Source organism: Paraburkholderia aromaticivorans, from assembly GCF_012689525.1.
In the GTDB taxonomy this organism is placed as follows: domain Bacteria; phylum Pseudomonadota; class Gammaproteobacteria; order Burkholderiales; family Burkholderiaceae; genus Paraburkholderia; species Paraburkholderia aromaticivorans_A.
In genome coordinates this window covers 3,878,012-3,904,821 of the sequence record NZ_CP051516.1, presented here as the reverse complement: position 1 = coordinate 3,904,821, position 26,810 = coordinate 3,878,012, and the positions used below count along the sequence as shown (strand labels likewise).

The 26,810-nt window shown below is 63.6% G+C and carries 27 protein-coding genes and 1 pseudogene; 11 read left to right on the top strand and 17 right to left on the bottom strand.

The genetic code is table 11. The features are described from left to right. Positions 1–643 precede the first annotated feature (643 nt). The 3 genes from rplM (at position 644) to erpA (ending at position 2,119) form a co-directional block, all read left to right on the top strand. Complete coding sequence (gene rplM / locus HF916_RS45800; protein WP_007180422.1) at positions 644–1,072, top strand: 50S ribosomal protein L13; 429 nt, start codon at positions 644–646, stop codon at positions 1,070–1,072. Positions 1,073–1,083: 11 nt separating this feature from the next. Beyond that, on the top strand, positions 1,084–1,476 hold the full coding sequence (gene rpsI / locus HF916_RS45795; RefSeq protein ID WP_011489810.1) for a 30S ribosomal protein S9: 393 nt from the start codon (positions 1,084–1,086) through the stop codon (positions 1,474–1,476). 277 nt (positions 1,477–1,753) lie between these two features. Beyond that, positions 1,754–2,119: an iron-sulfur cluster insertion protein ErpA gene (gene erpA / locus HF916_RS45790; protein WP_007180424.1), complete on the top strand. Its 366-nt coding sequence runs from the start codon at positions 1,754–1,756 to the stop codon at positions 2,117–2,119. Positions 2,120–2,202: 83 nt separating this feature from the next. On the opposite strand, the gene HF916_RS45785 is transcribed toward erpA, so the two are convergent. Next, entirely contained in the window at positions 2,203–3,333 is a 1,131-nt protein-coding gene (locus HF916_RS45785; RefSeq protein WP_168795184.1) for an anhydro-N-acetylmuramic acid kinase, read from the bottom strand. A gap of 206 nt (positions 3,334–3,539) precedes the next feature. Between HF916_RS45785 and tyrS the strand changes: the two genes are divergently transcribed. The 3 genes from tyrS to HF916_RS45770 all read left to right on the top strand — a co-directional run bounded on the left by tyrS (position 3,540) and on the right by HF916_RS45770 (position 6,067). Then, positions 3,540–4,790: a tyrosine--tRNA ligase gene (gene tyrS, locus HF916_RS45780; RefSeq protein ID WP_168795183.1), complete on the top strand. Its 1,251-nt coding sequence runs from the start codon at positions 3,540–3,542 to the stop codon at positions 4,788–4,790. 43 nt (positions 4,791–4,833) lie between these two features. After that, positions 4,834–5,292 carry a D-aminoacyl-tRNA deacylase gene (gene dtd, locus HF916_RS45775; protein WP_168795182.1) on the top strand — a complete coding sequence of 153 codons (459 nt, stop codon included), beginning with the start codon at positions 4,834–4,836 and terminating at the stop codon, positions 5,290–5,292. 103 nt (positions 5,293–5,395) lie between these two features. After that, positions 5,396–6,067, top strand: coding sequence for a histidine phosphatase family protein (locus HF916_RS45770; protein WP_168795181.1), 672 nt, complete (start codon positions 5,396–5,398; stop codon positions 6,065–6,067). A gap of 27 nt (positions 6,068–6,094) precedes the next feature. Here HF916_RS45770 and HF916_RS45765 read toward each other — a convergent pair whose 3' ends face one another. From HF916_RS45765 to ruvA, 3 genes are all read right to left on the bottom strand, one after another. Next, positions 6,095–7,036, bottom strand: coding sequence for an oxygenase MpaB family protein (locus HF916_RS45765; protein WP_168795180.1), 942 nt, complete (start codon positions 7,034–7,036; stop codon positions 6,095–6,097). Between the two features lie 35 nt (positions 7,037–7,071). Next, positions 7,072–8,136, bottom strand: a complete 1,065-nt coding sequence (gene ruvB, locus HF916_RS45760) for a Holliday junction branch migration DNA helicase RuvB (protein WP_168795179.1) — start codon at positions 8,134–8,136, stop codon at positions 7,072–7,074. 118 nt (positions 8,137–8,254) lie between these two features. Beyond that, complete coding sequence (gene ruvA, locus HF916_RS45755; protein WP_168795178.1) at positions 8,255–8,836, bottom strand: Holliday junction branch migration protein RuvA; 582 nt, start codon at positions 8,834–8,836, stop codon at positions 8,255–8,257. A 160-nt stretch (positions 8,837–8,996) separates the two neighbouring features. Here ruvA and HF916_RS45750 point away from each other — a divergent pair, with 160 nt between their 5' ends. After that, positions 8,997–9,629, top strand: coding sequence for a LysE family translocator (locus tag HF916_RS45750; RefSeq protein WP_168795177.1), 633 nt, complete (start codon positions 8,997–8,999; stop codon positions 9,627–9,629). Between the two features lie 318 nt (positions 9,630–9,947). Here the strand turns inward: HF916_RS45750 and ruvC are convergent, their stop codons facing one another. After that, positions 9,948–10,490 (bottom strand): crossover junction endodeoxyribonuclease RuvC, encoded by a 543-nt coding sequence (gene ruvC / locus HF916_RS45745; protein WP_168795176.1) that lies wholly within the window; start codon positions 10,488–10,490, stop codon positions 9,948–9,950. Between the two features lie 128 nt (positions 10,491–10,618). Between ruvC and HF916_RS45740 the strand changes: the two genes are divergently transcribed. Next, positions 10,619–10,858: a hypothetical protein gene (locus HF916_RS45740; protein ID WP_168795175.1), complete on the top strand. Its 240-nt coding sequence runs from the start codon at positions 10,619–10,621 to the stop codon at positions 10,856–10,858. A 248-nt stretch (positions 10,859–11,106) separates the two neighbouring features. Here the strand turns inward: HF916_RS45740 and purH are convergent, their stop codons facing one another. The 5 genes from purH to HF916_RS45715 all read right to left on the bottom strand — a co-directional run bounded on the left by purH (position 11,107) and on the right by HF916_RS45715 (position 17,074). Then, positions 11,107–12,672: a bifunctional phosphoribosylaminoimidazolecarboxamide formyltransferase/IMP cyclohydrolase gene (gene purH, locus HF916_RS45735; protein WP_168795174.1), complete on the bottom strand. Its 1,566-nt coding sequence runs from the start codon at positions 12,670–12,672 to the stop codon at positions 11,107–11,109. Positions 12,673–12,729: 57 nt separating this feature from the next. After that, a complete protein-coding gene (locus HF916_RS45730) occupies positions 12,730–12,963 on the bottom strand; it encodes a Fis family transcriptional regulator (RefSeq protein WP_007180440.1) in 234 nt (77 codons plus the stop codon). Next, positions 12,960–14,024, bottom strand: a complete 1,065-nt coding sequence (dusB, locus tag HF916_RS45725) for a tRNA dihydrouridine synthase DusB (RefSeq protein ID WP_168795173.1) — start codon at positions 14,022–14,024, stop codon at positions 12,960–12,962. Before dusB ends, HF916_RS45730 begins: the two co-directional genes overlap by 4 nt. 239 nt (positions 14,025–14,263) lie before the next feature. Then, complete coding sequence (locus HF916_RS45720) at positions 14,264–15,661, bottom strand: UbiH/UbiF/VisC/COQ6 family ubiquinone biosynthesis hydroxylase (RefSeq protein WP_168795172.1); 1,398 nt, start codon at positions 15,659–15,661, stop codon at positions 14,264–14,266. A 6-nt stretch (positions 15,662–15,667) separates the two neighbouring features. After that, positions 15,668–17,074, bottom strand: a complete 1,407-nt coding sequence (locus HF916_RS45715) for an aminopeptidase P N-terminal domain-containing protein (RefSeq protein ID WP_168795171.1) — start codon at positions 17,072–17,074, stop codon at positions 15,668–15,670. A 193-nt stretch (positions 17,075–17,267) separates the two neighbouring features. On the opposite strand from HF916_RS45715, the gene HF916_RS45710 reads away from it, so the two are divergent. Both HF916_RS45710 and HF916_RS51280 read left to right on the top strand, forming a co-directional pair. Next, positions 17,268–17,882, top strand: a complete 615-nt coding sequence (locus HF916_RS45710; RefSeq protein ID WP_168795170.1) for a glutathione S-transferase C-terminal domain-containing protein — start codon at positions 17,268–17,270, stop codon at positions 17,880–17,882. A gap of 315 nt (positions 17,883–18,197) precedes the next feature. Then, positions 18,198–18,386: pseudogene (locus HF916_RS51280) on the top strand (M48 family metalloprotease); the annotation flags it as partial. Between the two features lie 134 nt (positions 18,387–18,520). On the opposite strand, the gene lnt reads toward HF916_RS51280, so the two are convergent. From lnt to HF916_RS45670, 7 genes are all read right to left on the bottom strand, one after another. Further along, on the bottom strand, positions 18,521–20,224 hold the full coding sequence (lnt, locus tag HF916_RS45700; RefSeq protein ID WP_168795169.1) for an apolipoprotein N-acyltransferase: 1,704 nt from the start codon (positions 20,222–20,224) through the stop codon (positions 18,521–18,523). An 82-nt stretch (positions 20,225–20,306) separates the two neighbouring features. Then, positions 20,307–21,200 (bottom strand): HlyC/CorC family transporter, encoded by an 894-nt coding sequence (locus HF916_RS45695; protein ID WP_168795168.1) that lies wholly within the window; start codon positions 21,198–21,200, stop codon positions 20,307–20,309. Between the two features lie 201 nt (positions 21,201–21,401). Next, the gene (locus tag HF916_RS45690) at positions 21,402–22,103 is read right to left on the bottom strand and encodes a gamma-glutamylcyclotransferase (protein WP_168795167.1); all 702 of its coding nucleotides are present in this window, start codon (positions 22,101–22,103) and stop codon (positions 21,402–21,404) included. Between the two features lie 49 nt (positions 22,104–22,152). Continuing rightward, on the bottom strand, positions 22,153–22,614 hold the full coding sequence (gene ybeY / locus HF916_RS45685; RefSeq protein WP_054034485.1) for an rRNA maturation RNase YbeY: 462 nt from the start codon (positions 22,612–22,614) through the stop codon (positions 22,153–22,155). A gap of 48 nt (positions 22,615–22,662) precedes the next feature. Beyond that, positions 22,663–23,742 (bottom strand): PhoH family protein, encoded by a 1,080-nt coding sequence (locus tag HF916_RS45680; RefSeq protein WP_168795166.1) that lies wholly within the window; start codon positions 23,740–23,742, stop codon positions 22,663–22,665. 46 nt (positions 23,743–23,788) lie between these two features. Continuing rightward, the gene (gene miaB, locus HF916_RS45675) at positions 23,789–25,162 is read right to left on the bottom strand and encodes a tRNA (N6-isopentenyl adenosine(37)-C2)-methylthiotransferase MiaB (RefSeq protein ID WP_168795165.1); all 1,374 of its coding nucleotides are present in this window, start codon (positions 25,160–25,162) and stop codon (positions 23,789–23,791) included. A 138-nt stretch (positions 25,163–25,300) separates the two neighbouring features. Beyond that, positions 25,301–26,284, bottom strand: a complete 984-nt coding sequence (locus HF916_RS45670) for a LysR family transcriptional regulator (RefSeq protein ID WP_168795164.1) — start codon at positions 26,282–26,284, stop codon at positions 25,301–25,303. Between the two features lie 111 nt (positions 26,285–26,395). Between HF916_RS45670 and HF916_RS45665 the strand changes: the two genes are divergently transcribed. Further along, positions 26,396–26,794 carry a VOC family protein gene (locus HF916_RS45665; RefSeq protein WP_168795863.1) on the top strand — a complete coding sequence of 133 codons (399 nt, stop codon included), beginning with the start codon at positions 26,396–26,398 and terminating at the stop codon, positions 26,792–26,794. Positions 26,795–26,810 lie beyond the last annotated feature (16 nt).

Sequence of the window (26,810 nt, the reverse complement as noted above, 5' to 3'; positions counted from 1 at the left end):
TCCACCGCGCTTTTGCCATATCGAGAGGGCATTGTAGCCCGGTGTTTGAGTGTCTGCCCGAGGCGACTTTTGCCTCAAGTTATGCCGGATCACGGCTTGCGTGTTGCGCTGCGGCATGTTCAGCCGATTCGGGAATGCCCTGACAGGTTTAGGGGTTTTACTCTAGATGATGTCTGATGGCGCGGCCATGCGGTCGACATTTAGTGTTTGATTTAAAAGGATATTTTTAAGATTTTAGTGGGAAGACCGCGTTGTCACATTATGAAATCGTATTTCGCAATGCAAATGTTCTTGCGTCGCACAAGGTCGGCTCATATAATCGTGTCTGTCTCCTCCACCTCCTCCTTTGGTGGATTAAACCCGAACCGCTCGTTCGGGTTTTTTTTCGCCCGCGTCCTGCCTGGCGCCCAGATGGTTCGAGCACGATAGGGCGCTAAATCACGCTTCCCACTGCCGGATTGCCGCGGAATCTCCCGCGCACTCCCGTACGTTTTGACTTGCCGTAGCAAATTCCTTTATAATTCAGGGCTTTTCCGCATCCGCGCCCGCGGAGGAAGAACCAGGGAGAGCCTGCACGCGCCTCGATGCGCACACTACAAGCAGGAAAAAACACATTGGGCGCAGCAATTTTTTTGGATCGATCATGAAGACGTTTTCCGCAAAAGCCCATGAGGTTACGCGTGAATGGTACGTGATTGACGCGACGGATAAGGTTCTCGGGCGTGTCGCCAGCGAAGTGGCACACCGTCTTCGCGGCAAGCACAAGCCTGAATTCACTCCGCACGTCGACACCGGTGATTTCATCATCGTTATCAACGCGGGCAAGTTGCGCGTCACGGGCAACAAGGCTACTGACAAGAAGTACTACCGTCACTCGGGTTACCCGGGCGGTATCTATGAAACGACGTTCGGCAAGATGCAAGAACGCTTCCCGGGCCGTGCGCTCGAGAAAGCGGTCAAGGGCATGCTGCCGAAGGGCCCGCTCGGCTACGCGATGATCAAGAAGCTGAAGGTCTACGCTGAAGCAACGCATCCGCATTCGGCACAACAGCCGAAAGCGCTCGAGATCTAAGGGGAGCCCACATGATCGGTAACTGGAATTACGGCACGGGCCGCCGCAAGAGCGCCGTCGCACGCGTCTTCATCAAGGCAGGCAAGGGCGATATCGTTGTGAACGGCAAGCCTATCGCTGATTACTTCTCGCGCGAAACGTCGTTGATGATCGTGCGTCAGCCGCTGGAACTCACGAACCACGGCGTTACGTTCGACATCAAAGTCAACGTGACGGGTGGCGGTGAAACGGGTCAAGCCGGTGCGGTTCGCCACGGCATCACCCGCGCGCTGATGGACTACGACGCAACGCTGAAGCCGGAACTGTCGAAGGCTGGCTTCGTGACGCGTGACGCGCGTGAAGTCGAACGCAAGAAGGTCGGCTTCCACAAGGCACGTCGCAGGAAGCAATTCTCGAAGCGTTAATCGCTTCGCGTGCGAGCCGGCTTTCGGGCTGGCGCGCTGCAAAAGCCGCCAACGCTTTCGCGATGGCGGCTTTTTTCATGGGTTCGCGGCTCAGTGCGTTCGGTGCTGCCGCAACGAACTCGTCGCCAAAACGGCGATATATCCCGCTTAGCCGGGCCTGTGGCGGCAGAACGCGCCGTCCGTTGATTTTCGGGAAGAACCCATTGATTTTGTGGGCTTCAGCACGATATCGAGATCAGCCCTACAATAGCGGTTAGAAGCTTTTTGGAGAGTTCGAATGAACGCAGTCACCGATACACCCGTGACCGAGATGCCCGCCCCCTTCGTTTTTACCGACGCAGCGGCTGACAAGGTCAAGCAACTGATCGAAGAAGAAGGCAATGCGGACCTCAAACTGCGCGTTTTCGTGCAGGGCGGCGGCTGCTCGGGCTTTCAGTACGGTTTTACGTTCGACGAAGCCGTCAACGAAGACGACACCGTGATGAACAAGAGCGGCGTCCAGCTGCTGATCGATTCGATGAGCTACCAGTACTTGGTGGGCGCAGAGATCGACTACAAGGACGACATCAACGGCGCGCAGTTTGTTATCAAGAACCCGAACGCTACGACCACCTGTGGTTGCGGCTCGTCGTTCTCGGTGTGATGGCTCGTTGAGCAACAGGTTGCAATAAGAAACGGGGCTTCGGCCCCGTTTCTTATTTCCTGCACTTCAATCTCTCGCGGCGCTCAGCGCGGATAGATCGCCCCGAGCACGCGCTCGGCCGACGCGCCTGTCACCGCCGGCAGATTGCCCGGCAGACGCGCCACGCAGCGCATCGCAAGCCAGGCGAACGCCAGCGGCTCGACCTGGCTCGGCGGCACGCCGAGCGCATCGGTCGTCATCACGGGAACGCCGCTGACGCCGCTGTCCTCCAGCGCCTGCTGTAGCGCCTTCAGAATCTCCGGGTTACGCGCGCCGCCGCCGCAGACGTAGACCGCTCTCGCGTCCGACGCATGCCGTTCGATTTCGCGTGCGACCGTCACCGCGGTGAGCGCAACCAGTGTCGCTTGCACGTCGGCGGGGGCGAGCCCGGCGAACGGCTGCAGCTTCGCATCGAGCCATTCCGCATTGAACAGGTCGCGGCCGGTGCTCTTCGGCGGCTGTTGGGCGAAAAACGGCTCGTCGAGCAATGCATTCAGCAGCGTGCGATCCACCTGGCCGCCCGCTGCAAAATGGCCGTTCTCGTCGAACGGTTTGCCGAGATGGCGTTGCGCCCACTCGTCGAGCAGCGCGTTGGCCGGCCCGCAGTCGAAGCCGCGCACGCTGCCGGTCGCGTTCAGAATCGTGATATTGCTGATGCCGCCAAGATTACAGACAACCCGCGTTTCGTTTTTCGCGCCAAACACCGTGGCATGAAAAGCCGGCACGAGCGGCGCGCCCTGTCCGCCGGCCGCGACGTCGCGGCTGCGGAAATCGGCGATCACGTCGATATGCATCATTTCCGCGAGCAGCGCCGGGTTGTTGATCTGCCGCGTATAACCCTTTTCCGGCCGATGCCGCACCGTCTGCCCATGCACGCCGATCGCGCGCACCTCCGCAGCGGGCGCGCGGCTGCCGTGCAGCAGTTCGTGGCAGCACACCGCGTAACGCGTGGCGAGCGCATTGGCGGCCAGCGCCTCGCGTTCGATCTCGTTGTCGCCGGGTTGCTGGAGCGCGAACAATGCGTCGCGCAGGCCCGCGGCAAAGCCGACAAACGCCTCGGCCAGCACCACCGGCGGTTTCCCTTGAGCGAACCTGACGGCCACGCCATCCACGCCGTCCATGCTGGTGCCGGACATCAATCCAAAGTAGACGCCGTCTGCGGGGTCTTGCGCCACGTTGCTGCTCCTCTCGATGGTTCGTTGCGATCCGTTGTAGCAGATTATCGGGCGAAGCGCGGTCGAATATAAAGCGTCGCGACGCCGGCGGCACGACGTCGAACGCAGAAATCGTGCGTCGGCGGGGCGCTTGTGGCTGCGTCATTGGGCGCGGCGGCGCGCATCTATGGGACAATCTCCTTTTTTCGCGACTTCACGTTTCCAGCATGAGCACCGAGTCCACCAAGCCTAATCCCGCTGCCGCCTTCCCGGTCACCGACGAAGTCCGTCACGCCCTCGCCGTCACCAAGCGAGGTGTCGACGAACTGCTGATCGAAGACGAATTCGCGCAAAAACTCGCGAAGAGCGCGGCTACGGGCAAGCCGCTGCGTATCAAGCTCGGGCTCGACCCGACCGCGCCGGACATCCACATCGGCCACACGGTCGTGTTGAACAAGATGCGTCAGTTGCAGGATCTCGGCCACACCGTGATCTTCCTGATCGGCGATTTCACGTCGCTGATCGGCGATCCGTCGGGCCGTAATGCGACGCGTCCGCCGCTCACGCGCGAGCAGATCGAATCGAATGCGAAAACGTATTTCGATCAGGCCGCGCTCGTGCTCGACCGCGAAAAGACCGAGATCCGCTACAACAGCGAATGGTCGATGCCGCTCGGCGCCGACGGCATGATCAAGCTCGCGTCGCGCTACACGGTGGCGCGGATTCTCGAACGCGAAGACTTCACCAAGCGTTTTCAGGGCGGCGTGCCGATCTCGATCCACGAGTTGCTGTACCCGCTGATGCAAGGCTACGACTCGGTCGCGCTGAACGCGGATCTCGAACTCGGCGGCACGGACCAGAAGTTCAACTTGCTGGTGGGCCGTGAGTTGCAGAAGCAATACGGCCAGGATCAGCAATGCATCTTGACGATGCCGCTGCTCGAAGGGCTGGACGGCGTCGAGAAGATGTCGAAGTCGAAGAACAACTACATCGGCATCAGCGAAAAGCCGACCGACATGTTCGGCAAGCTGATGAGCATTTCCGACGTGCTGATGTGGCGTTACTTCGAACTGCTGTCGTTCCGTCCGATGGAAGAAATCGCCGGCTTCAGGAAGGAAATCGAAGCGGGTCGCAACCCGCGCGATTTCAAGGTGCTGCTCGGCCAGGAAATCGTCGCGCGCTTCCACTCGCAAGCCGATGCCGAGCGCGCGCTCGAAGACTTCAACCATCGCGCGAAGGGTGGCGTGCCGGACGATATTCCGGCGGTGACGCTCGCGGGCGCACCGCTGGCGATCGGCCAGTTGCTCAAGCAGGCCAATCTCGTGCCTTCGACGAGCGAAGCGCTGCGCAACATCGAGCAGGGCGGCGTGAAGATCGATGGCGCCACCGTGTCCGACAAGGGCCTGAAGGTCGAAGCCGGCGAATACGTCGTGCAGGTCGGCAAGCGCCGCTTTGCGCGCGTCACGCTGACGGCCTGATGGGCCGCATGTCGCATCCGGAGTCGCATCCGGAGTCGCGCCGATGATCGCGCTGATCCAACGCGTGCGGCGTGCGGAAGTGCGCGTGGCCGACCGCGTGACGGGCGCGATCGAGGCGGGCCTGCTCGCGCTCGTGTGCGCCGAACGCGGCGACACCGAGGCGGCCGCCGACCGGTTGCTGGCCAAGGTGCTCGGCTACCGCGTCTTCAGCGATGCCGCCGGCAAGATGAATCTCTCCGTGCAAAATCTCGACGGCGCCGGGCACGCAGGTGGCTTGCTGCTCGTGTCGCAGTTCACGCTGGCCGCGGACACCAACAGCGGCCTGCGTCCGAGCTTTACGCCGGCCGCGCCGCCGGATGAAGGCAAGCGCCTCTTCGATTACTTCGTCGCGGCAGCGCGGGTGAAGCATCCGATCGTCGAGACGGGAGAGTTCGGCGCCGACATGCAGGTGTCGCTCGTCAATGACGGGCCGGTCACGTTCTGGCTGCAGACGAACGCCTGAGCTCTGTCCTTCAATGCGCACCTTGGCGTGCGCATCCATCCTCCAGCCGCTTTTGCGACAATAGCGGCTCGGCAACACCGGCTAAGGCGCCCACTTTCATCCCATGACGACGCAGATTCTGTTTATCCGGCACGGCGAGACCGACTGGAACCGCATCAAGCGCATTCAAGGTCACATCGACATTCCGCTCGCCACGACGGGGCTGGCGCAAGCGCAGCGCCTGGCGCGCCGCATGGCCGATGAGGCGAAGCAGGGCGCGCGACTCGACGCGATCTATTCCAGCGATTTGCAACGCGCGCAGCAAACCGCGCAGCCGATCGCCGATGTGCTCGGCTTGCCGCTGCAGTTGCGCGAAGGTCTGCGCGAGCGTTCATACGGCGCGTTCCAGGGCCATGATAGCGACGAGATCGCCCTGCGTTTCCCCGATGAATACGCGCACTGGCAAACGCGCGATGCGGGCTTTGCACCGCCGGACGGCGAGTCGCAACGTACGCTTTACCATCGCGTGCTGCACGCGATCGAACCGCTGGTCGCCGCACATCCGGGTGGGCGGATTGCCTGCGTCGCTCATGGCGGCGTGCTCGATTGCGTGCGACGCTTTGCCTGTGGCTTGCCGCTCGATGCACCGCGTAACTACCCGCTGCTGAACACGAGCGTGAACACGGTGGATTTCGCCAATGGCAAGGCGACGATCGTGTTGTGGGCGGACGTCTCGCATCTCGATGCGCCGAGCGCGGATGACAGTTTCAAGAAGGTGCCGAAGCCGGGGCGGTGATTGGCGCGGGCCGATAGTCGCCTCGCGTTACTCCGCTTCGTGTACGCCCGCGGCCACGCGACGGCGCGCCCGCTTCGATACGCCGTTCACCAGCGCCCAACGGATCACCGGCGCGATTAGCCGCACACCAGGCCTCGCCAGCGCACGACGAAGCGTCGCGTAGCGCTGGAATCCCAACATCGCCTGTGCCGAATCGGGCAGAAGATCGACGCCGGCGTTGAACATCAACACGCCGGCTGGACGCATCGATACGCTCGGGGCGGGCGCGTTCATCAGAACCCTCACGACTTCGAGCGTGCGCTCGCTGGCGACAAGCCCGGGCTGCATCGCGAGCAAGTAAGCGTCGATCTCGGCTCGCGAACGCGGAATGTCCGACGCGCCGAGCATCTCGGCAATGCGCGCGGTCTCCGCGAAGTACTGATCCTGCGTGGCAATCGGCAGCGACGGATTCACATAGCGCAAGTGCGCGGTCATGAAGCTCGACACTTCGGCGACATGCACCCACGTCAACAACTCGGGTTCGCTCGCGCGATAGGGCTGGCCGTCAGGCGCGACGCCGCTGACGCCAAGATGAATGCGCTTCACACGTTCGACCAGCGCCAGCGCGTCGTGCCGGCTGCCGTACGTCGTGCCCGCGATGAAAGTCGCGGTGCGGCGCAGGCGGCCGAGAATATCGGTGCGAAACGTCGAATGGTCCCACACGCCGGCGAGCGCCAGCGGGTGCAGCGCCTGGAGCAGAAGCGCGCTGATGCCGCCCGTCATCATCGATGTGAAATCGGCGTGGACTTTCCAGCACACCGAGTCCGGGCCGAACAGGCCAGGGTCGCCGGGAGGTGACAAGTAGTCGAGTGCGGGACCGCTGCCGCTTGTCAGATGCGTGACGCCGGCGGCCAGTTTTGAGCGGAGCCTGCCGGTGAGAAGTTGCGCGAGACCGTTGGACGAGTTGGGCTGACTGGTTGGGTCGGACATCCTGATTCGGTCTCGCGGGACGTGACGTGTGCCGCTCAGGTCGCGGCCGAATTCCACAGACCCGGCAGGCCGCTCGACGAATCCGGCGCGGCGAGGCCGAAATGCCGGTACGTGAGCAGCGTGGCGACGCGGCCGCGCGGCGTGCGTTGCAGGAAGCCTTGCTGGATCAGATACGGCTCGAGCACGTCTTCAATCGTGTCGCGCTCTTCGCCGATCGCCGCCGCCAGATTGTCGACGCCGACCGGGCCGCCGTCGAACTTGTGCAGAATTGCTTCGAGCAGCTTGCGGTCCATCAGGTCGAAGCCGACTGCATCCACGTCGAGCATCTTGAGCGCGGCGTCGGCCACTTGCGCGGTGATGTTGCCGTCGGCCTTCACTTCGGCGAAGTCGCGTACGCGCCGCAGCAGGCGGTTCGCGATCCGCGGCGTGCCGCGCGCGCGCTTGGCGATCTCGAACGCGCCGTCCGGGTGGATCTGCGCATGGAGCAGCGATGCCGAACGCGTGACGATGCGCGCCAGTTCCTCGGCGTTATAAAACTCGAGCCGCGCCACGATGCCGAAGCGGTCGCGCAGCGGGTTGGTCAGCATGCCCGCGCGCGTGGTCGCGCCGACCAGCGTGAACGGCTGCAGGTCCAGCTTCACGCTGCGCGCGGCCGGCCCTTCGCCGATCATGATGTCGATCTGATAATCCTCCAACGCCGGGTACAGAATTTCTTCGACGACCGGCGAGAGCCGGTGGATTTCGTCGATGAATAAAACGTCGTTGGCTTCGAGATTGGTGAGCAGCGCCGCGAGGTCGCCGGCGCGCTCGAGCACCGGTCCGGACGTTTGCCGCAGATTGACGCCCATTTCCCGCGCGATGATGTGCGCGAGCGTGGTTTTGCCGAGGCCCGGCGGCCCGAACAGCAAGACGTGGTCGAGCGATTCTGAGCGGCGCTTGGCGGCCTCGATAAAGATTTCGAGTTGGCCGCGCACTTTTTCCTGCCCGACATACTCTTCGAGTTGGCGCGGGCGCAACGCGCGCTCGAACGCTTCTTCGTTCGGCGAGACGGGCGTGGGCGCGATGATGCGCTCGGCGGCGAGTTTGTCGGTTTCGATCATGCGTTCATTGTACCGCGAGCCGCCCGCCGCGAAACTCGGCCGAATGGCCAGGGTGCGCGGCGCGCAGGCGTGTGCGAAGCTTCAGCCATCGCAGGCATGTCGAAGCGAGGGTCGAGCGTCAGCCCTTGGACAGCGCCTTCAACGCGAGCTTGATGCCCTCGGAAACGCCGGTGCCGGCCGGCACGTTTTTGACGGCGGCCAACGCTTCTTTTTCGGAGTAACCCAATGCAAGCAGTGCGTTCAGGATATCGGAGGCGTGGCCGGATGCCGACGCCGCGCCCGCCATCGCGCCCAGGTCGGCGCCGATCTTGCCCTTCAGTTCCAGGAGCAAGCGCTCGGCCGTCTTCTTGCCGATGCCCGGCACGCGCGTAAGACGCGCCGCGTCCTGCATCGTGACGGTTTGCGCGAGTTCGTGCACGCTCATGCCCGAGAGCACCGCCAACGCCATGCGCGCGCCGATGCCGGAAATTTTCAGCAGTTCGCGGAACGTCGAGCGTTCGTCGGCGGTGCCGAAGCCGTACAGCAGGTGCGCGTCTTCGCGGACGATCATCTGCGTGAGCAACACGACGCGTTCGCCGGTAGAGGGCAGGTTGTAGAACGTGCTCATCGGCACATCGACTTCGTAACCGACGCCGTTGCAGTCGATGAGCAGATGCGGCGGGTTTTTTTCCAGCAGAACGCCGGCAATGCGACCGATCATGGCGAATTCAATCTTGAGAGAAAGGGCGAGTGTAGCGCAGCGCGTGAGCGTCGAGTGGCCCGCGAGTTACGCGTAATCGCGGTTGACCCGCGCGAGGCCGCCCCATAGACTGAGATCCCTTTTGGCGGGTTCTCATCCCACTCACCCAGAAGGAGCTTTCATGCTGAGCCTCACCGCTCTCGCGCTGTTTGCCGGCGCGTGTCTCGCGTTGACCGCCACGCCCGGTCCCGACATGTTGCTGATTGCCTCGCGCAGTGTGAGCCAGGGGCGTTCCGCGGGTTTTGCGTCGCTGGCAGGCATTCTGGTCGGCACGTATTGTCATGCGTTGGCCGCGGCGTTCGGCTTGTCGCAACTCTTTCTGGCCGTTCCCATGGCATACGACGTCGTGCGATTTGCCGGCGCTGCGTATCTGCTCTATCTCGCCTGGAAAACATTCCGTGCGCAGGGCACGGTGCTCGCGCCGAATGCGTCGATGAGCCGTTATCCGGTCGGCCGCATTTTCCGCCAGGGCCTCTTCACCAATCTGCTGAATCCGAAAGTCGCGCTGTTCGTGCTCGCGCTGTTTCCGCAATTCGTGCGGCCCGAAGCGGGGTCGGTCGCGTTGCAGATCATGGTGCTGGCCACCGTGCTGAATCTGATCGGCTTCTGCGTGAATGGGGCGGTGATTTTGATGGCGAGCAAGCTGAGCCGCAAACTGTCGGCGGGGCGGCGGCCGTCGAGGGTGCCGCAGTATTTGTTGGGGACGGTGTTTGCGGGGTTGGCCTGCCGCCTTGCGCTGGCTAGCCGGAATTGAACGGAGTGGCTGCGCAGTCTAAAGGCGTTGCGTACCATCTGCGTGAGCCGTGAGCCGTGAGCCGTGAGCCGTGAGCCGTGAGCCGTGAGCCGTGAGCCGTGAGCCGTGAGCCGTGAGCCGTGAGCCGTGAGCCGTGAGCCGTGAGCCGTGAGCCGTGAGCCGTGAGCCGTGAGCCGTGAGCCGTGAGCCGTGAGCCGTGAGCCGTGAGCCACGAACCACGAACCACGAACCACGAACCACGAACCACGAACCACGAACCACGAACCACGAACCACGAGTGTGTGGCGCGAAGGCGGCGAACGGGCCGCGTGTGCCGCTCTATCCGACCAAACGTCCGCGCTTTACGCGCAGACCCTTCTTCGCCAGCGAAGGCGCGATGCCGCCCAACGTACTCAGCGTCGTGCCGCCGTGTGCGTGGCAGATTGCCATGCCGAGCGCGTCGGCGGCGTCGGTGCCGGGTACGCCGGATAGATTGAGCAGGCGCACCACCATCTGTTGCATCTGTTCCTTGGTGGCGCGACCGTAACCCACCACGGCCTGCTTCAATTGCAGGGCTGTATATTCGGCGACCGGCACGCCGCCCGCGACCAGTCCACAGATTGCCGCGCCGCGCGCCTGGCCGAGCAGCAGGGTGGATTGCGGGTTGACGTTGACGAACACTTTTTCGATCGCCGACTGATCTGGCGAATGCTGGCGAATCAATGTGGAGATGCCTTCGAAGATGGTGCCCAGACGCGACGGCAGATCGGCGTCGGCGGTTTTGATGACGCCGCTCGCGACATAGCTGAGCGTATGGCCGCTTTGGTCGATCACGCCGAAGCCGGTCACGCGCAGGCCGGGGTCGATGCCGAGAATTCTCATGAGGTGCCGCAAATGCGGTAAAAACCAGGTGCTTGCGATACTACAACACGGGCGCCACGTGGCGGCCGGCGCGCGGCGATATCGGCGGAATAAAAACTGCTGGGTGTGCTGCAAGGAGGCATTCGCACATGGAGCGCTATCGGAATCTCAGCGGCGACTCGGGCGTCGAGGCTTATGAAATCGGCGACGATTTCGTCGCCGTCCGATTCAGGCACGGTGTGGTGTATTGGTACACCGAGGCGAGCGTCGGCGCACGGCACGTTGCTGCGTTGAAGCGTCTCGCGCAACGCGGGCAGGGGCTCAGCACTTATATCAGCCAGCACGCTGATGTGAGCGGTGGCTATGCGAGAAAGAGCCCGGACGATTGAGCGGCGCGTAAAGCGCAAGGCAAGCAGGGCACAGCCGGAACACAAGCGGAACACAAGCGGAACAAGCGGAACAAGCGGAACAAGCGGAACAAGCGGAACAAGCGGAACAAGCGGAACAAGCGCCGCACCAAAGGCCGCACCAAAGAAAACGGCCCGGCGAAAAATTCCGCCAGGCCGTTTCCCTAAAGCTCAAACCTCATCAGCAACCCGGTTTCAACAAGAACCAGGCGACGCCGTCAAACCCCAAATCAATGCCGGAAGTGACGCACACCAGTCAGCACCATCGCGATATTGTGCTCATCCGCGGCGCCAACCACTTCATCATCGCGCATCGAGCCGCCCGGCTGGATCACGCAGGTTGCGCCTGCCGCCACCACCACGTCGAGGCCGTCGCGGAACGGGAAGAACGCATCCGATGCCACCGCCGAACCCGCCAGCGTCAAACCGGCGTTCTGCGCCTTGATGCTGGCGATGCGCGCCGAGTCCACGCGGCTCATCTGGCCCGCGCCAACGCCGAGCGTCATACGGTTGCCGCAGAACACGATCGCGTTCGACTTCACGTACTTCGCCACGCGCCATGCGAACAGCAGATCGTCCATTTCCTTCGGCGTCGGATGACGCTTCGTGACCACGCGCAATTCGTGTGGCTGCACGTTCTTCGAGTCGAGCGATTGCACCAGCAGGCCGCCGCCCACGCGCTTCAGATCGAACGCGTTATGGCCTTCGCCCAGCGCGATTTCCAGCAGACGCACATTCTGCTTGGCCGCGAACACCTGGCGCGCTTCGGCGCTGAACGACGGCGCGATCAGCACTTCGACGAACTGCTTGGCTACGGCTTGCGCCGCTGCTTGGTCCACTTCGCGATTGAAGGCGATGATGCCACCGAACGCCGAGGTCGGATCGGTCTGCAACGCCTTCGCGTATGCGTCGTGCGCATCTGCACCGAGCGCCACGCCGCACGGATTCGCGTGCTTGACGATCACGCAGGCCGGCACGTCGAAAGTCTTCACGCATTCCCACGCCGCGTCGGAATCCGCGATGTTGTTGTACGACAGTTCCTTGCCTTGCAACTGGTTGTAGTTCGCCAGCGCGCCGGCCGGCACCGACAGGTCGCGGTAGAACGCCGCGCTCTGATGCGGGTTTTCGCCGTAGCGCAGGTCCTGCACCTTGTCGAACGCGAGGTTGAACGTCGCCGGATAAGCATTGCGCGACGAATGTTGCAGTTCGTCGGTCAGGCTCGTCAGGTAGTTCGTGATCGCGCCGTCGTATTGCGCGGTGTGCGCGAACACCTTGGTGGCGAGACGGAAGTTCGTCTTGTACGACACGGCATTGCTGTTTGCGCGCATCTCGTCGAGCACGACCGCGTAATCGGCCGGATCGACCACTACCGTCACGTCGCGATGATTCTTCGCGGCCGAACGCAGCATGGTCGGCCCGCCAATGTCGATGTTCTCGATCGCGTCTTCCAGCGAGCATTCCTCTTTCGACACGGTCTGCACGAACGGATACAGATTCACGACCAGCAGGTCGATGGTCGGAATGTCGTGCTTTTCAAGCGCTGCCATGTGTTCCGGCAGGTCGCGGCGCGCGAGAATGCCGCCGTGCACCTTCGGATGCAGCGTTTTCACGCGCCCGTCCAGCATTTCCGGGAAGCCCGTGTAATCGGCGACTTCGGTAACGGAGAGACCCGCGTCCGCGAGCAGTTTCGCGGTGCCGCCGGTCGACAGGATCTTGACGCCGAGGTCCGACAGCGACTTGGCGAAGTCGACGATGCCGGACTTGTCGGAAACGGAGATGAGCGCTTGCTTGATCATGATGAAGACGAAAAGCCGAAGGGAAACGTGGCAGGGGCGCTAAGAAACTACAACGCGCTACAACAAACCGTGCTGTTGCAGCTTCTTGCGCAGCGTATTGCGGTTGATGCCGAGATACTCGGCGGCCAGCGACTGATTGCCGCCAGCCTGCTCGAGCACCACTTCGAGCAGAGGTTTTTCTACGCAGGAAATCACCATGTCGTAGACGTCGTGCGGATTGGAGCCGTCGAGATCCTGGAAATACATTCCCAGGCTGTCACGGACAGATTGTTCGATATTGTTCTTGCTCATGCTGCTAGTCGGTCGGTATGGTCCGGCTCGCCGTTATTGTTGAGCGTTTCGTCGACGTAGACGAGGCGGTCGGAGATCGCCTTTTGTGCGTCGAAGAACTCGTTGACGGCGAGGAGTTGTTCGCGCGTGGTGTCCAGCGTATTCATGCGATGCCGGAACACGTTGGCGCCAGAAAGGCCGCGAGTGTACCAGCCGATGTGCTTACGCGCAGTGCGGACACCGGTAAATTCCCCGTAGAACGCGTAGTGGTCTTCCAGATGCTCGTTCATCACCTGCTGGATTTCGTCGATGCGCGGTGGCGGCAGCAACTCGCCCGTTTGCAGGAAATATTCGATCTCGCGGAACAGCCACGGGCGCCCCTGCGCCGCACGGCCGATCATGATGGCGTCGGCGCCGGTGGCGGCCAGCACCTCGCGCGCCTTGTGCGGCGAGGTGATGTCGCCGTTGGCGACCACCGGAATGCGCACCGCCGCTTTCACCGCGGCGATGGTCTCGTATTCGGCGTCGCCGTGATACAGGTCGGCGCGCGTGCGGCCGTGCACGGTCAGCATCGAAATGCCAGCCGATTCGGCGAGCCGCGCGACATTCAACGCGTTCTTGTTCTCGCGATCCCAGCCCGTGCGGATCTTGAGCGTGACGGGCACGGCGTCGGGCCCGACGCCAACAGCGCCCACCACTGCCTCGACGATGCGCTGCACCAGCGGCTCGTTCTGCAGCAAAGCCGACCCCGCCGCCACGTTGCACACCTTCTTGGCCGGGCAGCCCATGTTGATGTCGATGATCTGCGCGCCATTCGCCACGTTGTAGCGGGCCGCTTCGGCCATCATGGCCGGATCGGCGCCGGCGATCTGCACGGCGATCGGCTCGACCTCGCCCGCGTGGTTGGCGCGGCGCATGGTCTTCTCGCTCTTCCACAGTTGCGCGTTCGAGGCGACCATTTCCGACACCGCATAGCCCGCGCCCAGCCGTTTGCACAGTTGCCGGAACGGCCGGTCGGTCACGCCGGCCATGGGCGCGACGAACAGGTTATTACGCAGATTGTGGGAACCGAGAGTGGGCATAACGTGAGACGCGGTGGACGCGCACGCGGCCGATTGCTGACTTTCTGTCAATCGGAGCGTTCGCGAAATGCGAGAGAAAACCGCTATTTTAGCGTTAACGGATAGCCGGCACCCGACATGTGCCTGTCGTAACCCATTAAATCTTCTATGAAAGTGCGCCGATTCATAGAACCGGCGCTGCCTGCGCCGACCCTTGCGCGCCAAGTAAAAAGGCCGTACGGCGCGAGCGGGCGGCGCGCCTACCGGCGCTGTCCGAACATCATTTGCCGTGCCAGCGCGGTTTTCACCGGCGGCAGGAATTCGAGCGCGGTAAGGGCGAGGCCACGCATGACGGCGAGCGGCGCGAAGTCGATGGTGAAGAGGCGCGCGAGCGTGTCGGTGGCGCCGATCGTCATGCGCCGGTCGAGCGCGCGGCGTTGCGCGAAGGTGGCCAGCGCGAGCGGGGTCGGACCTTCCGCCGACAAGGCGTCGGCGAGCGCGTGCGCGTCGCGTAGACCCAGATTCAGACCTTGGCCCGCGACCGGATGCAGCGTCTGCGCCGCGTTGCCGATCGCGACGACGTGGCCATTCACCAGCGTTTCCACCGCGTTCAGTCCCAACGGGAACGACGCGCGTCCCTTGATGTGCGTGAAGCGGCCCATGCGGTCGCCGAATGCGGCGCCGAGTTCGCGCAGGAAGTCTTCATCGGAGAGTTGCGCGCGGCGCGCGGCTTCTTCGGGCGCGCAGCACCAGACCAGCGCGTAGTCGGCGCCGCGCACACCGCCCATCGGCAGCAATGCGATCGGCCCTTGCGACGTGAAGCGCTCCCACGCCACGTGCGGTTGCGGCGCGGATACAGTCACCGTGCCGACCAGCGCGGTTTGTCCATAATCGCGCGAGCCGGGTTCGACGGCGCCTCTGCCGGCGCGCCGCGCGGCGTCCCGGTCCCGGCCGCTGCGCCGATCAACGCTTTTCGCCGCGCTATTCGCGGCTCGGCTGTCGGTCCTGTCGCCGCCGCCGCCACCGCCGCCACCGACGTGTTCGTCCGCACTCACGTGGGCGTCCTTCCCGGCGCGTTTGCCCACGCGTTTAGCAGACTTCTGATCGCCGAACAGACCGCCTTCGGCATTCACCAGAATGCGTGTGCGCAACTGACGCGTGATGCCGGCGGTTTCGATCGGCAGCGTGACGCCGTCGAGTTCCTGCGTCGGCGCCGCGGCGGAGGTGGAGCGGTACCAATGCACCGAGGTCGCGTGCACCGCCTCGGCAAGGCCATGCACGATCGAACCGTAGCGCAGCACGTAGCCGAGCGCCGGCAAGCCGTGCTCTCCGTGATCGATCAGCGTGCGGCCGAAGTGGCCGCGCTGCGAGACATGGATGCGCTGGATCGCGGTGGCGTCGGCGGGCCAGCGCAGCGGCTCCAGGATCATCCGGCTACCGTGCGACACGGCGATCGCGCGCGGATCGGCGATCGAATCCTCCGGCTCGCGCGCATCGACGAGCGCGATCTTCAGCGCCCGCGTCGCGCTGCGGCGCGCCAGCCAGCCGGCCAGCGCCAGCCCGACCGGACCGGCGCCGACAATCGTCACGTCGAAATCGAAGGGCTGGCTGGCCACGGCGGGCCTCAGGATCACCGTCGATTGGGAAACGTCGTTCATGGCGAGTTACTTCCTTGTTTCATGTGCCGCGCGGGCTTCCTGCATCAGCGCCTCGATCTCGTCGGCGGCGACCGGCACGTCGCGTGTCATCAGTTCGCAGCCGGTCGGCGTGACGATCGCGTCGTCCTCGATGCGGATGCCGATGTTCCAGTAGCGCTCGGGTACGCCTTCGGTCGGCCGGATATACAGGCCGGGCTCGATCGTCAGCGTCATCGAGGTTTGTAGCGTGCGCCACGGCAGCGCGCCCGCTTCGTCGCGCGGCGCGCCGCGTTCGCGGTAGTCGCCGACATCGTGCACGTCCATGCCGAGCCAGTGGCCGGTACGGTGCATATAGAAGGGCGCGTAGGCGCGTTCCGCGATCACGTCGTCGACCGAGGCGAACTTCGTGCGGTCGATGACGCCGGTGTCGAGCAAGCCCTGCGACAGCACCCGCATGGCGGCCTGGTGCGGATCGTCGAAGGTGGCGCCGGCGCGGGTGGCGTCGATCGCGGCCTGCTGCGCGGCCAGCACGATGTCGTACAACTCGCGCTGCGCCGGCGTGAAGCGGCCGCTCGCGGGGAAGGTGCGGGTGATGTCGGACGCGTAGCCGTCGAGTTCGCAGGCTGCGTCGATCAGGATCAGGTCGCCGTCCAGGGCAATCGCATTGCCGGCCGGGTAGTGCAGTACACAGGCGTTCGCGCCGGCCGCGACGATCGACGTGTAAGCCGGCGCCTGCGCGCCGAACTTGCGGAACGTATAGAGCAGTTCGGCTTCGAGTTCATATTCGCGCACGCCCGGATGGCACGCGGCCATGGCACGACGATGCGCCTGGGCGGAAATCTGCCCGGCCCGACGCATGATGGCGAGTTCGCGATCGTCCTTGATAAGCCGCATCTCGTCGAGCAACGGGACGAGATCGCGCGCGACCGCCGGCGCGGCGACGCCGCCACGGCTTTGCGCGCGCACCGCGTCGAGCCAGCCGCGCACCCGCTCGTCCAGTTGCGCCGACGCGCCGAGCGCGTAATGCAGCGACGGCTTATCGGCGAGCAGACGCGGCAGTTGCGTATCGATTTCGACGATGGCGAACGCGGCGTCGAAGCCGAAGGCCGCGCGCGCGCCGTCCGGGCCGAAGCGGAAACCTTCCCACGTTTCGCGCTCGACGTTCTTCTCGCGGCAGAACAGCACCGAAGCCGGCTCGCCGGGCGCGGCGCTGGCGTCGAGCACCAGCAGTGCCTCGGGCTCGGTGAAACCGGTCAGGTAATAGAAGTAGCTGTCGTGCCGGTAGGGATAATCGGCGTCCCGGTTGCGTAGTGCTTCCGGCGCGGTGGGGACGATGGCGACGCCGCCACCCGCTGCCCGCAGCGCGGCGAGTACGCGCTCACGGCGCGTGCGGTAGACGTCGATGGCGATGGTGGGTTCGGTCGGCTGGTTCATCGTGCGATTGTAGCGCCCACGCGCGGAGTTATTTTGCGCGGGATACTCATGGAAGCGGCGGCCAACGCGCCCGCGGCGCTGTTGCAATCCGTCCACAGCGAGTCCCCGTGCGGCTCGCGAAGCGTCGGCATGATGCTCGTGAATGCCGCCAAGCACTTATACTTTCGCCGGATTCAGGAAAAGGCAGAGGGTAATGATGAAACTCATCGGTTCGCTCGCTAGTCCCTTCGTGCGTAAAGCGCGGATCGTGCTGGCCGACAAGAAGATCGACTACGAACTGGTGCCCGAGAATGTCTGGGCGCCGGACACCCGCATTCACACTTTCAATCCGCTCGGCAAGGTGCCGTGCCTCGTGATGGAAGATGGCGAAGCGGTGTTCGACTCGCGGGTGATCTGTGAATACGTGGATACGCTTTCGCCGGTCGGCAAGCTGATTCCCCAGTCAGGACGCGAGCGCGTCGAGGTACGCTGCTGGGAAGCGCTCGCCGACGGCGTGCTGGACGCAGCGGTGCTGATTCGCCTCGAAGGCACGCAGCGCGCGCCGGAGCAACGCGTGGACGCGTGGGTCGCGCGCCAGCAACGCAAGATCGACGAAGCCCTGATCGCGATGGCGCAGGGCTTGGGCAGCAAGACGTGGTGCGCGGGCAATCACTACACGCTCGCCGATATCGCGATGGGTTGCGCATTGGGTTATCTGGATTTCCGCATGCCGGAATTGAACTGGCGCGAACCGTATCCGAATCTGGACAAACATTTCCAGAAGCTCTCGCTGCGTCAGTCGTTCATTGATACGGTGCCGGCCGACTGAATAGGCGGCTAAATGGACGCGAGGTGGAGTGTCATCAAGCTTCCAGAGGCATGAATTAAAGCTTACGTTTGTGGTAAAAATGCGCCTGCCCGTCAGGCGCATTTTTTTTGTCTGGTGCGGGGCGCAAATGGTTTATGCAATCTACAGATCCGGTTTCTTTTGCTGCCGAAATGAGACCTGTTGCGAACAGGCGGCGCATTAAAAGCTGCGCCGCAGAAATGAATAATATCGCAGAGAGACTTCCACCATGAAATCGTACCGCTTTGCCATTACCGCTTCCGACTGCGCTTTATTTGCAGCGTGCTCGAATGTCAGCAACGTCGCGCAGCCGATGATTATTCGTTCGACTTGCAGAAAAAGAAGAATCTCGATCCGTCGGGATTGGCGACGGCATTCAACAAGCTCCCAGCATTGGATGGCGGTAAATCGAGTATGTTGAGTTCGCATCCGGCATCGCCGGCGCGTGCGCAGCATGTTCAGCAGCGCATTGCTTCGAACCAGTAAAGTCTGATTTGGGATAAATCGTGCGCTCGCGGTAATCCGCGGCGCGAGTTTTATATTGCAGTGTTTTTTTGCTTGATTCGCGCGCGCCGCTTTCATAGGCGGCGCGCGGGATTGATGCGGTTTAATCGCGCGGCTTATTGCTTGCCGTTGCGCCGCCGCGTAGTGCCCGGCCCGAACGCAAAGCCGAATGCCAGCAGCAGCAACGAAACCGCCAACACGGTGTTATTGCCGCTCGTGATGTAAGGCGTGCTGCCCGCCGTGCCTTGCACGGTGACATCGAGCGAGCCGATCGTGTACGGCGTCAGGCGCCCGATTACCCTGCCGTTTGCATCGATCGCGGCGGTCATGCCCGTGTTAGTCGCGCGCAGCATCGGACGGCCGGTTTCCAGCGAGCGCATGCGCGCGATCTGCAGATGCTGATCGAGCGCGATCGTGTCGCCGAACCAGGCCAGATTGGTCGAGTTGACCAGCACGCCGGCGGGCGTATCGCTTTCGCGGATGGTCCGCGCGATCTCTTCGCCGAAAATGTCTTCGTAGCAGATGTCCACGGCGACCGGCTGGTTGTGCACGATGAACGGCTTCTGCACCGGCGCGCCACGGAAGAAATCGCCGAGCGGAATGCTCATCAGGTTGACGAACCAGCGGAAGCCCCACGGCACGAATTCGCCGAACGGCACGAGGTGATGCTTGTCGTAGCGATACACGTCGCGCGTGCCGGGCGTGACGCCGAACAGGCTGTTCGTATAGTCGATCACCTGACCTTCCGGCGTGATCGTGCCGCCGATCGCGCCGAACAGGATCGCGCTGCCGGTCGAGTCCGAGAAGTTGCGCACCGCCGAGGCGAACGGCGCCGGCAATTGCTGGGCGAGGACGGGAATAGCGGTTTCCGGCGTGACGATCAGATCGGCCGGTTTCGAGGTGATCATCTGTTGAAACTGATCGATCGCGGCGCGCATGCCGGATTCCTCGAACTTCATTTCCTGTTTGACATTGCCTTGCAGCAGACGCACGGTCAGCGGCGCGTTGGCCGGCACGGTCCATTGCACGAGCGGTAGCAGCAGGCCGGCGACGATCAGCGCCAGTGCGATCACGCCAGATACGGCGATGCGCGCCACGCCGGTTTTCGCGCCGTTGCTGCTGGCGTCGCCTGCCCGGCTCAGCTTGCATGAGGAGAGGAGCGCGAGCACCGCTTGCACAATCAACGCGGCCGCCAGCGCCAACACCCAGCCGACGCCGTACACGCCCGCGACCGGCGCAAAGCCGGCGAACGGACCGTCCACTTGAGCGTAACCGCTCGCGAGCCACGGAAAGCCCGTGAACACCGTGCCGCGTAACCATTCGCCGATCGCCCACGCGCTCGCGAACGCCAGCGCGCCATGCCAGGTCGGCGAAAACGGCGTGTCGTCCGCAGCCGCGCCGTTGCGCGCGTGACCAGCGCAGAACGACCAGACGCCGGCCGCCAGCGCCGGATAAATCGCCAGATACAGCGCGAACAGCACGACGGCCGCGCCGGCGAGCGGCGCCGCCATGCCGCCGTAGAAATGCATGCTGACGTAGAGCCACCAAACGCCGGTCACGAAATTGCCGAAGCCGAACGCGCCGCCCGTCAGCGCCGCGCTTTTCCAGCCGGTGGTGCGCGTGAGCCAGGCGAAGAAGAACGCGAAGATCGCGAGTTCGAGCCAGCCGCCATGCGGCGTCGGCGCGAACGAGAGCGTATTGGCCGCGCCCGCGGCCAGTGCGACGAGGTAGTGCCAGCGAGGCAGCGTGCGGCCACGGGTTTGCTGGGCGGCAGAAGCGCTCACGCCGCGGCGCGAACGGGAAGTCATCGGGTCGGCCATTGTTGCGCGGTCGGCGTGAAGGGTTGAAAAGCGGGTCGAAAAGCGGGTCGACGAAGCGAACAGAGAACCGGCCGGGACCGGATCAGGTCTGCACGTGCTGCGCTTCGCGCTCGCGCTGGCCGGCGAGCGGATCGCGGCGCACCAGCAGCATGTGAATCTGGCGGGCGTCGCCGCGCAGAATCTCAAAGGTCAGATCGTCGAGGCGGACTTTTTCGCCGCGATGCGGCACCCGTCCGAAGTGATGCGTGACGAGTCCGCCGATCGTGTCGACTTCATCGTCCGAGTAATGGGTACCGAAGGCTTCGTTGAACTGTTCGATTTCGGTCAGCGCGCGCACGCGGAACCGTCCATCCGGCGAGGCGATGATATTGCCGCTTTCCTCGTCGAAATCGTATTCGTCTTCGATATCGCCGACGATCTGTTCCAGCACGTCTTCGATCGTGATCAGACCGGCCACGCCGCCGTATTCGTCGACCACCACCGCGAGGTGATTGCGATTCACACGGAAGTCGTGCAGCAGCACGTTCAGGCGCTTCGATTCGGGGATGAATACGGCGGGACGCAGCATGCCGCGCACGTCGAATTCTTCTTCGGCGTAGTAGCGCAGCAGGTCTTTGGCCAGCAGCACGCCGATGATGTTGTCGCGATTGCCCTCATAGACCGGATAGCGCGAGTGCGCTTTTTCCAGCACGTAAGGGATGAATTCGGCGGGATTCTCCGCGATGTTGATCGCGTCCATTTGCGCACGCGGCACCATGATGTCGCGCGCGCTGAGTTCGGACACCTGGAACACGCCTTCGATCATCGACAGCGAGTCGGCGTCGATCAGGTTGCGCTCGTGCGCGTCCTGCAGAATTTCCAGAAGTTCGGCGCGCGAGTCAGGCTCGGGCGAGATGAAGTCGGTCAGACGCTCGAGGAGTGAGCGTTTTTCCTGCGGTTTGTCGAGTTGGCGTCGACTGGGATACGTGTCGTTCATGGTAGTGCGCCCGGCAAGACTGGGCGCGCTGTTACAGAGCATTAAGGATACACCAGGCACATGGCAGGACCGTGTCCCGCCCGGCTGGGCGATGAGTGAAGCTGGGGTGAAGCGGCACCGCCGTGGGGGCGGGCGTGGGTCAATCCTAACTGATTACGCGCGGAAAAGCGTTTCCAGGAAAAAAAGCGCCGTTCGTCACGGTTATTTCTGGTCTGCTTTCTGACCCGCTTTCACGTTTGCTTCGCGGCTTTCCTCGCGACACCGTTCGAGCAGCGCTTCGAGCGCGCGATCGGGCATGCCGCTTTCACGCAGCGCGTGGACCGTGCGGCTGACGTAGTCGAGCGTGGTGCCGTAGCGCCCGCTCGCGCAGCCGAATACGGCTTTGACGACGTCGTCGCGCAACTTGCCGGTGTAGCTCGGCACGTCGCGGCGCATCACGAAGGCCAGCGCATCGACGCGCCGGCCGTCGGCGAGCACGCACGGCAGCCACGCCGGCCGGTACGAACCCATCGCCATTTCGCGGCGCCAGAGCGCTTCGAGATGCGGCATCGAGCCTTCGGCCGCGAGCCGGAACGCGATGCCGGTGCACGAACCGCCGCGATCGAGCGCCAGCACGAGGCCCGGCTGCTCGGGTGTGCCGCGATTCACTCGCGACCACAGATAGAGGCCACGGTGATAGCCGTGGACCTTGGATCGGGTGGCTTCGACGGTGGGCAGGCCGGGATTCCAGATCAGCGAACCATAGCCGAACAGCCATAGGTCGCTCTTGCGGTCCCAGTCGCGCAACGTGCAGTCGAGCGACGCGCGCAGTTCCTCGTCCGTCAGGAGCCGCGATTCGCCGAGCGCCGGCGGATAGTCCGGGCAGGGCGTTCGGGTGTCGGCTTCAGGAGAAGAGGTGCTCACGATGGATTTTGAACGGATTGGACGTTGGCGACGCGCGGGTGATCGACGCCTACTGGTAAGGATCGGGAAAGCCGAGCTTGCCGAGGATTTCCGTTTCGATCGCTTCCATTTCCTCGGCTTCTTCCTCGACTTCGTGGTCGTAGCCCTGGGCGTGGAGCGTGCCGTGCACGAGCAGATGCGCGTAGTGCGCGATCAGCGGCTTGCCCTGTTCGGCGGCTTCTTTCTCGACCACCGGACAGCACAGGATCAGGTCGCCCGTCACCGGATCGTCTTCCGATTCGGCATAGGCGAAGGTCAGCACGTTGGTCGAATAATCCTTGCCGCGATAGGTGCGGTTCAGCGTGCGGCCTTCTTCGGCATCGACGAAACGCACCGTCAGTTCGCCGTCCGCGAAGAGCGCCGCCTTGATCCAGCCGGCCACGGTGGCGCGCGGCAGCAGCGCCTTGTGTTCCGGCCAGGTCTTGGCGGCGGGAAATTGCAGGTTCAACGTCAGTTTCGGGGCGCGGCTCATGCGGTTTCGTTGTAATGCGTTCGTTGCGTGCGTTGTGGCTGCGGGCGCTTAGCGCGAATCCGCCGGACTGGCGGTTTTCTGCGAATGCGCATCGTACGCCTCCACAATTCGCGCGACCAGCGGATGCCGCACCACGTCCACGCTGGTAAAGCGCGTGAGCGCAATGCCGCGCACGTCGGCCAGCACCTGTTGCGCTTCGATCAGCCCGCTCTTGTGGCCGCGCGGCAGGTCGACCTGAGTCGTGTCGCCGGTCACCACGGCCTTCGAGCCGAAGCCAATCCGCGTGAGGAACATCTTCATCTGTTCGGGCGTGGTGTTCTGCGCCTCGTCGAGGATGATGAACGCGTGGTTCAGCGTGCGGCCGCGCATGTAGGCGAGCGGCGCGATTTCGATCATCTGCCGCTCGAACATCTTGGCGGTTTTGTCGAAGCCGAGCAGGTCGTACAGCGCGTCGTACAAAGGACGCAGATACGGATCGACCTTTTGCGCCAGATCGCCCGGCAGGAAGCCGAGACGCTCGCCCGCTTCGACGGCCGGACGGGTCAGGACGATGCGCTTGACCTGATCGCGTTCGAGCGCGTCCACCGCGCAAGCCACCGCGAGATAGGTCTTGCCGGTGCCGGCCGGACCGATACCGAAGGTCACGTCGTGCGAAATGATCTGCTTCAGATACTCGCGCTGCGCCGGCGTACGGCCGCGCAGGTCGGCGCGCCGGGTGTAAAGCTTCGGGCCGAGTTCTTCGAGGTCGTCGTCGCCGGCGTCGGCGGGCTGGTCGAACGGATGATCGGGATTGCCGGGGAAACGCGCGTCGCCCGCCGCATCGCCATGACCATTGCCGTTGCCGTTCGTACGATGCCGCGCCGGCTGGCGCACTTCGACGAGCGCGAGCTGGATGTCGTCCATCGACAGCGGCTTCTGTGAGTTGTCGTAGAACTTTTCGAGCGCGGTGAGGGCGAGTTTCGCGCCGCGCCCGCGAATCGTGATGCGGTGGCCACGGCGTTGCAGCGTCACGTCGAGCGCTTGCTCGATCTGGCGCAGATTTTCGTCGAGCGGGCCGCAGAGGTTGGCGAGCCGCGCGTTGTCTTCACGCGGTGCGGTGAATTCCAGATGCTGCTGAGTGGTCTTCAAGGCGGTGGGTCGATCCTGTCGGTTTCGCTACGCGCGTTGGCGTCGCTTAGTGGGTCGTGGCGTTCGCGTCGTCATGAACCAGCACGAGCTCGCCACGTAGCGAATGTGGGTACGCATGGACGATTTTCACGTCGACCATCTGGCCGATCAGCCTTGCGTGCGACGCGATCGGCGCCGGGAAATTCACCACGCGGTTGTTTTCGGTGCGGCCGGCGAGTTCGTTCGGATCCTTGCGCGCCGGGCGCTCGACCAGTATGCGCTCGATCTTGCCGACCATCGAATCGCTGATGCGCTGCACGTTTTCCTCGATGGTGGCCTGCAAATGTTGCAGACGCTTGAGCTTCACTTCACGCGGCGTGTCGTCGTGCAGATTCGCGGCCGGCGTGCCGGGGCGCGGGCTGTAGATGAACGAGAAGCTGGTGTCGTACTTCATCTCGTGGATGAGCGCCATCATCTTGTCGAAGTCTTCTTCTGTCTCGCCGGGGAAGCCGACGATCATGTCGGTGGAGAGCGACAGGTCAGGGCGGATCGCGCGCAGCTTGCGGATTACGGACTTGTATTCGAGCACCGTGTAGCCGCGCTTCATGGCCATCAGAATGCGGTCGGAGCCGTGCTGCACCGGCAGATGCAGATGACTGACGAGCTTCGGCACCTTCGCGTAGGTGTCGATCAGGCGCTGCGTGAATTCCTTCGGATGCGACGTGGTGTAGCGAATCCGTTCGATGCCCGGAATGTCCGCGACGTATTCGATCAACTGAGCGAAGTCGGCGATATCGGTCGAACCCAGTGTGAGACCGGCGCGATAGGCGTTCACGTTCTGGCCGAGCAAAGTGACTTCGCGCACGCCCTGGTCGGCGAGGCCGGCGATTTCGGTCAGCACGTCGTCGAGCGGGCGCGACACTTCTTCGCCGCGCGTGTACGGCACGACGCAGTAGCTGCAGTACTTGCTGCAGCCTTCCATGATCGAGACGAACGCGCTCGGGCCGTCGACGCGCGCCGGCGGCAGGTGATCGAATTTTTCGATTTCCGGGAACGAGATGTCCACTTGCGCGCGGCCGCTTTCACGGCGCTTGTCGATCATTTGCGGCAGACGGTGCAGCGTTTGCGGACCGAACACCAGATCGACATACGGCGCGCGCGCCACGATCGCCGCGCCTTCCTGGCTCGCCACGCAACCGCCCACGCCGATGATCAGATTCGGATTCGCTTCCTTCAACTCGCGCACGCGGCCGAGGTCGGAGAACACTTTTTCCTGTGCCTTTTCGCGCACCGAGCACGTGTTGAACAGAATGACGTCCGCGTCTTCCGGCGTGTCAGTCTTGACGAGTCCTTCAGCCGCGCCGAGTACGTCGACCATTTTGTCGGAGTCGTACTCGTTCATCTGGCAGCCAAAGGTCTTTACATAAACTTTCTTGGTCATCGAATTTCGCCGGTCGCAGTGGTTAACCTGGGGGCGTCGTTTAAAAGGTGAACAGGGCGAAACGTGCGAGCGGGCCGCGGGGCGGAGCTTCAGGCCATGCGGGCAAGTTTCAGGGCACGTTTGCAGCGTAGCTCAATATTATAGCCCTTCGCGCGACGCGGTTTCCCCGGCCACCTGGCCGTGCGGCCGCTCCGGCGGCAAGCCCAGCAGACCTTCCAGTTCGTCCGACACCTGCGCGAAACGCTCGCTCAGGAAATCCAGCAGCACGCGCACGCGCGGCGCCATGAAGCGGTTGCGATGGTAAAGCGCGTGCAGCGGCGCGTCCGGATAGCGCCATTCCGGCAGCAGAATTTTGAGGCCGTCGGCGCGCAGGTCCGCTTCCACGTCCCACATCGACTTGATCACGATGCCGTAGCCGCGCAGTGCCCATTCGCGGGCGACGGCGCCGTCATTGGTCTCGCGGGCGGCTTCGAACGGCACGGTGTAGTGCTGCACCTCGTCGCCGCGCGTGAAGCGCCACTCGTTCGCCAGCCCGGTGGCAGTGGCCAGCACGATGCAGTCGAAATTGGCGAGATCGTGCGGATCCTTCGGTTCGCCCTTGCGCGCGATGTAGTCCGGCGACGCGCACAGCACGCGCCGGTTCGGCGCCAGCTTGCGGGCGACCAGCGAGCTGTCCTGCGGCACGCCGAAGCGGATCGCCAGATCGATGTCCTCCTGCACCAGATTCGCCAGCGAGTCCGACAGCGTGAGCGCGAAGGTCACTTCCGGATACAGCGCGTTGAATTCGTCGAGCCAGTGCATCAGCAGATTGCGGCCGAAGTCCGAGGTCGCCGAGACCCGCACCTTGCCACGCACGACGCCTTGGCCGGCTTGCAGGGCGGCTTCGGCGTCGTCGAGCGATTGCAGCGCCTGACGGCAGCAGTTCAGGTACAGGCGGCCTTCGTCGGTGAGCCTGAGTTGTCGGGTGGTGCGCTCGAACAGGCGCGCTTTAAGGCCGGCTTCGAGCTTGGCAAGGCGCGCGCTGGCGGCGGCGGGCGTGAGGCCCATCTTGCGGCCCGCCGCGGACAGGCTGCCCTGCTGCGCCGCTTCGACGAACAGGCGGATGTCACCGAGGTTGTCCATGGCGAATCTTTCAAATGATATTTGAAAATGCTTCAAATGCTACGCCAATTATCAAATCGACGCCCAGACCCGACAATGGCGCTCATGGAAAACCCTAAGGCTGCCCACGCCATGCAACTCGATCACGCGACCATCGTCACCGCCGACCTGGACACGGCCCGACGTTTTTTCGTCGATGTCGCCGGCCTGACCCAAGGCGCACGGCCGCCGTTTTCGATCGACGGCTACTGGCTTTACGCGAACGGCCGCCCGCTGATTCACCTGATTGACGCGACAGTCCCCGCCGTTGCCGGCCGGACGGCGCCGCGTATCGACCACATCGCGTTCCGGCTGGAGAGCGCCGCCGAATGGCAGGCGCTGCTCGGCCGCCTGCATGCGCACGGTGTCGATTATCAAACCGCGCGCGTGCCGCAGATGGGGCCGCAGGAGGCTCAGGCGCAATTGTTCGCGGCGCTCGCGCCGGGCGTCGTCATCGAATTCGTGACCGCGCTGCATCACGCTCAAATTTAAATCCTGGAGAAGAGAA

Coding starts and splice junctions, on each gene's coding strand:
- miaB (WP_168795165.1), bottom strand. CDS start 25,162: ATGACCAAGAAAGTTTATGTAAAGACCTTTGGCTGCCAGATGAACGAG.
- HF916_RS45750 (WP_168795177.1), top strand. CDS start 8,997: ATGCTGAGCCTCACCGCTCTCGCGCTGTTTGCCGGCGCGTGTCTCGCG.
- erpA (WP_007180424.1), top strand. CDS start 1,754: ATGAACGCAGTCACCGATACACCCGTGACCGAGATGCCCGCCCCCTTC.
- rplM (WP_007180422.1), top strand. CDS start 644: ATGAAGACGTTTTCCGCAAAAGCCCATGAGGTTACGCGTGAATGGTAC.
- HF916_RS45670 (WP_168795164.1), bottom strand. CDS start 26,284: ATGGACAACCTCGGTGACATCCGCCTGTTCGTCGAAGCGGCGCAGCAG.
- ruvA (WP_168795178.1), bottom strand. CDS start 8,836: ATGATCGGTCGCATTGCCGGCGTTCTGCTGGAAAAAAACCCGCCGCAT.
- HF916_RS45765 (WP_168795180.1), bottom strand. CDS start 7,036: ATGTCCGACCCAACCAGTCAGCCCAACTCGTCCAACGGTCTCGCGCAA.
- HF916_RS45740 (WP_168795175.1), top strand. CDS start 10,619: ATGGAGCGCTATCGGAATCTCAGCGGCGACTCGGGCGTCGAGGCTTAT.
- HF916_RS45770 (WP_168795181.1), top strand. CDS start 5,396: ATGACGACGCAGATTCTGTTTATCCGGCACGGCGAGACCGACTGGAAC.
- HF916_RS45715 (WP_168795171.1), bottom strand. CDS start 17,074: ATGAACCAGCCGACCGAACCCACCATCGCCATCGACGTCTACCGCACG.
- rpsI (WP_011489810.1), top strand. CDS start 1,084: ATGATCGGTAACTGGAATTACGGCACGGGCCGCCGCAAGAGCGCCGTC.
- HF916_RS45710 (WP_168795170.1), top strand. CDS start 17,268: ATGATGAAACTCATCGGTTCGCTCGCTAGTCCCTTCGTGCGTAAAGCG.
- ruvB (WP_168795179.1), bottom strand. CDS start 8,136: ATGATCGAAACCGACAAACTCGCCGCCGAGCGCATCATCGCGCCCACG.
- tyrS (WP_168795183.1), top strand. CDS start 3,540: ATGAGCACCGAGTCCACCAAGCCTAATCCCGCTGCCGCCTTCCCGGTC.
- purH (WP_168795174.1), bottom strand. CDS start 12,672: ATGATCAAGCAAGCGCTCATCTCCGTTTCCGACAAGTCCGGCATCGTC.
- HF916_RS45720 (WP_168795172.1), bottom strand. CDS start 15,661: ATGAACGACGTTTCCCAATCGACGGTGATCCTGAGGCCCGCCGTGGCC.
- ybeY (WP_054034485.1), bottom strand. CDS start 22,614: ATGAGCCGCGCCCCGAAACTGACGTTGAACCTGCAATTTCCCGCCGCC.
- HF916_RS45730 (WP_007180440.1), bottom strand. CDS start 12,963: ATGAGCAAGAACAATATCGAACAATCTGTCCGTGACAGCCTGGGAATG.
- HF916_RS45695 (WP_168795168.1), bottom strand. CDS start 21,200: ATGAACGACACGTATCCCAGTCGACGCCAACTCGACAAACCGCAGGAA.
- dtd (WP_168795182.1), top strand. CDS start 4,834: ATGATCGCGCTGATCCAACGCGTGCGGCGTGCGGAAGTGCGCGTGGCC.
- ruvC (WP_168795176.1), bottom strand. CDS start 10,490: ATGAGAATTCTCGGCATCGACCCCGGCCTGCGCGTGACCGGCTTCGGC.
- HF916_RS45665 (WP_168795863.1), top strand. CDS start 26,396: ATGCAACTCGATCACGCGACCATCGTCACCGCCGACCTGGACACGGCC.
- dusB (WP_168795173.1), bottom strand. CDS start 14,024: ATGCCCACTCTCGGTTCCCACAATCTGCGTAATAACCTGTTCGTCGCG.
- lnt (WP_168795169.1), bottom strand. CDS start 20,224: ATGGCCGACCCGATGACTTCCCGTTCGCGCCGCGGCGTGAGCGCTTCT.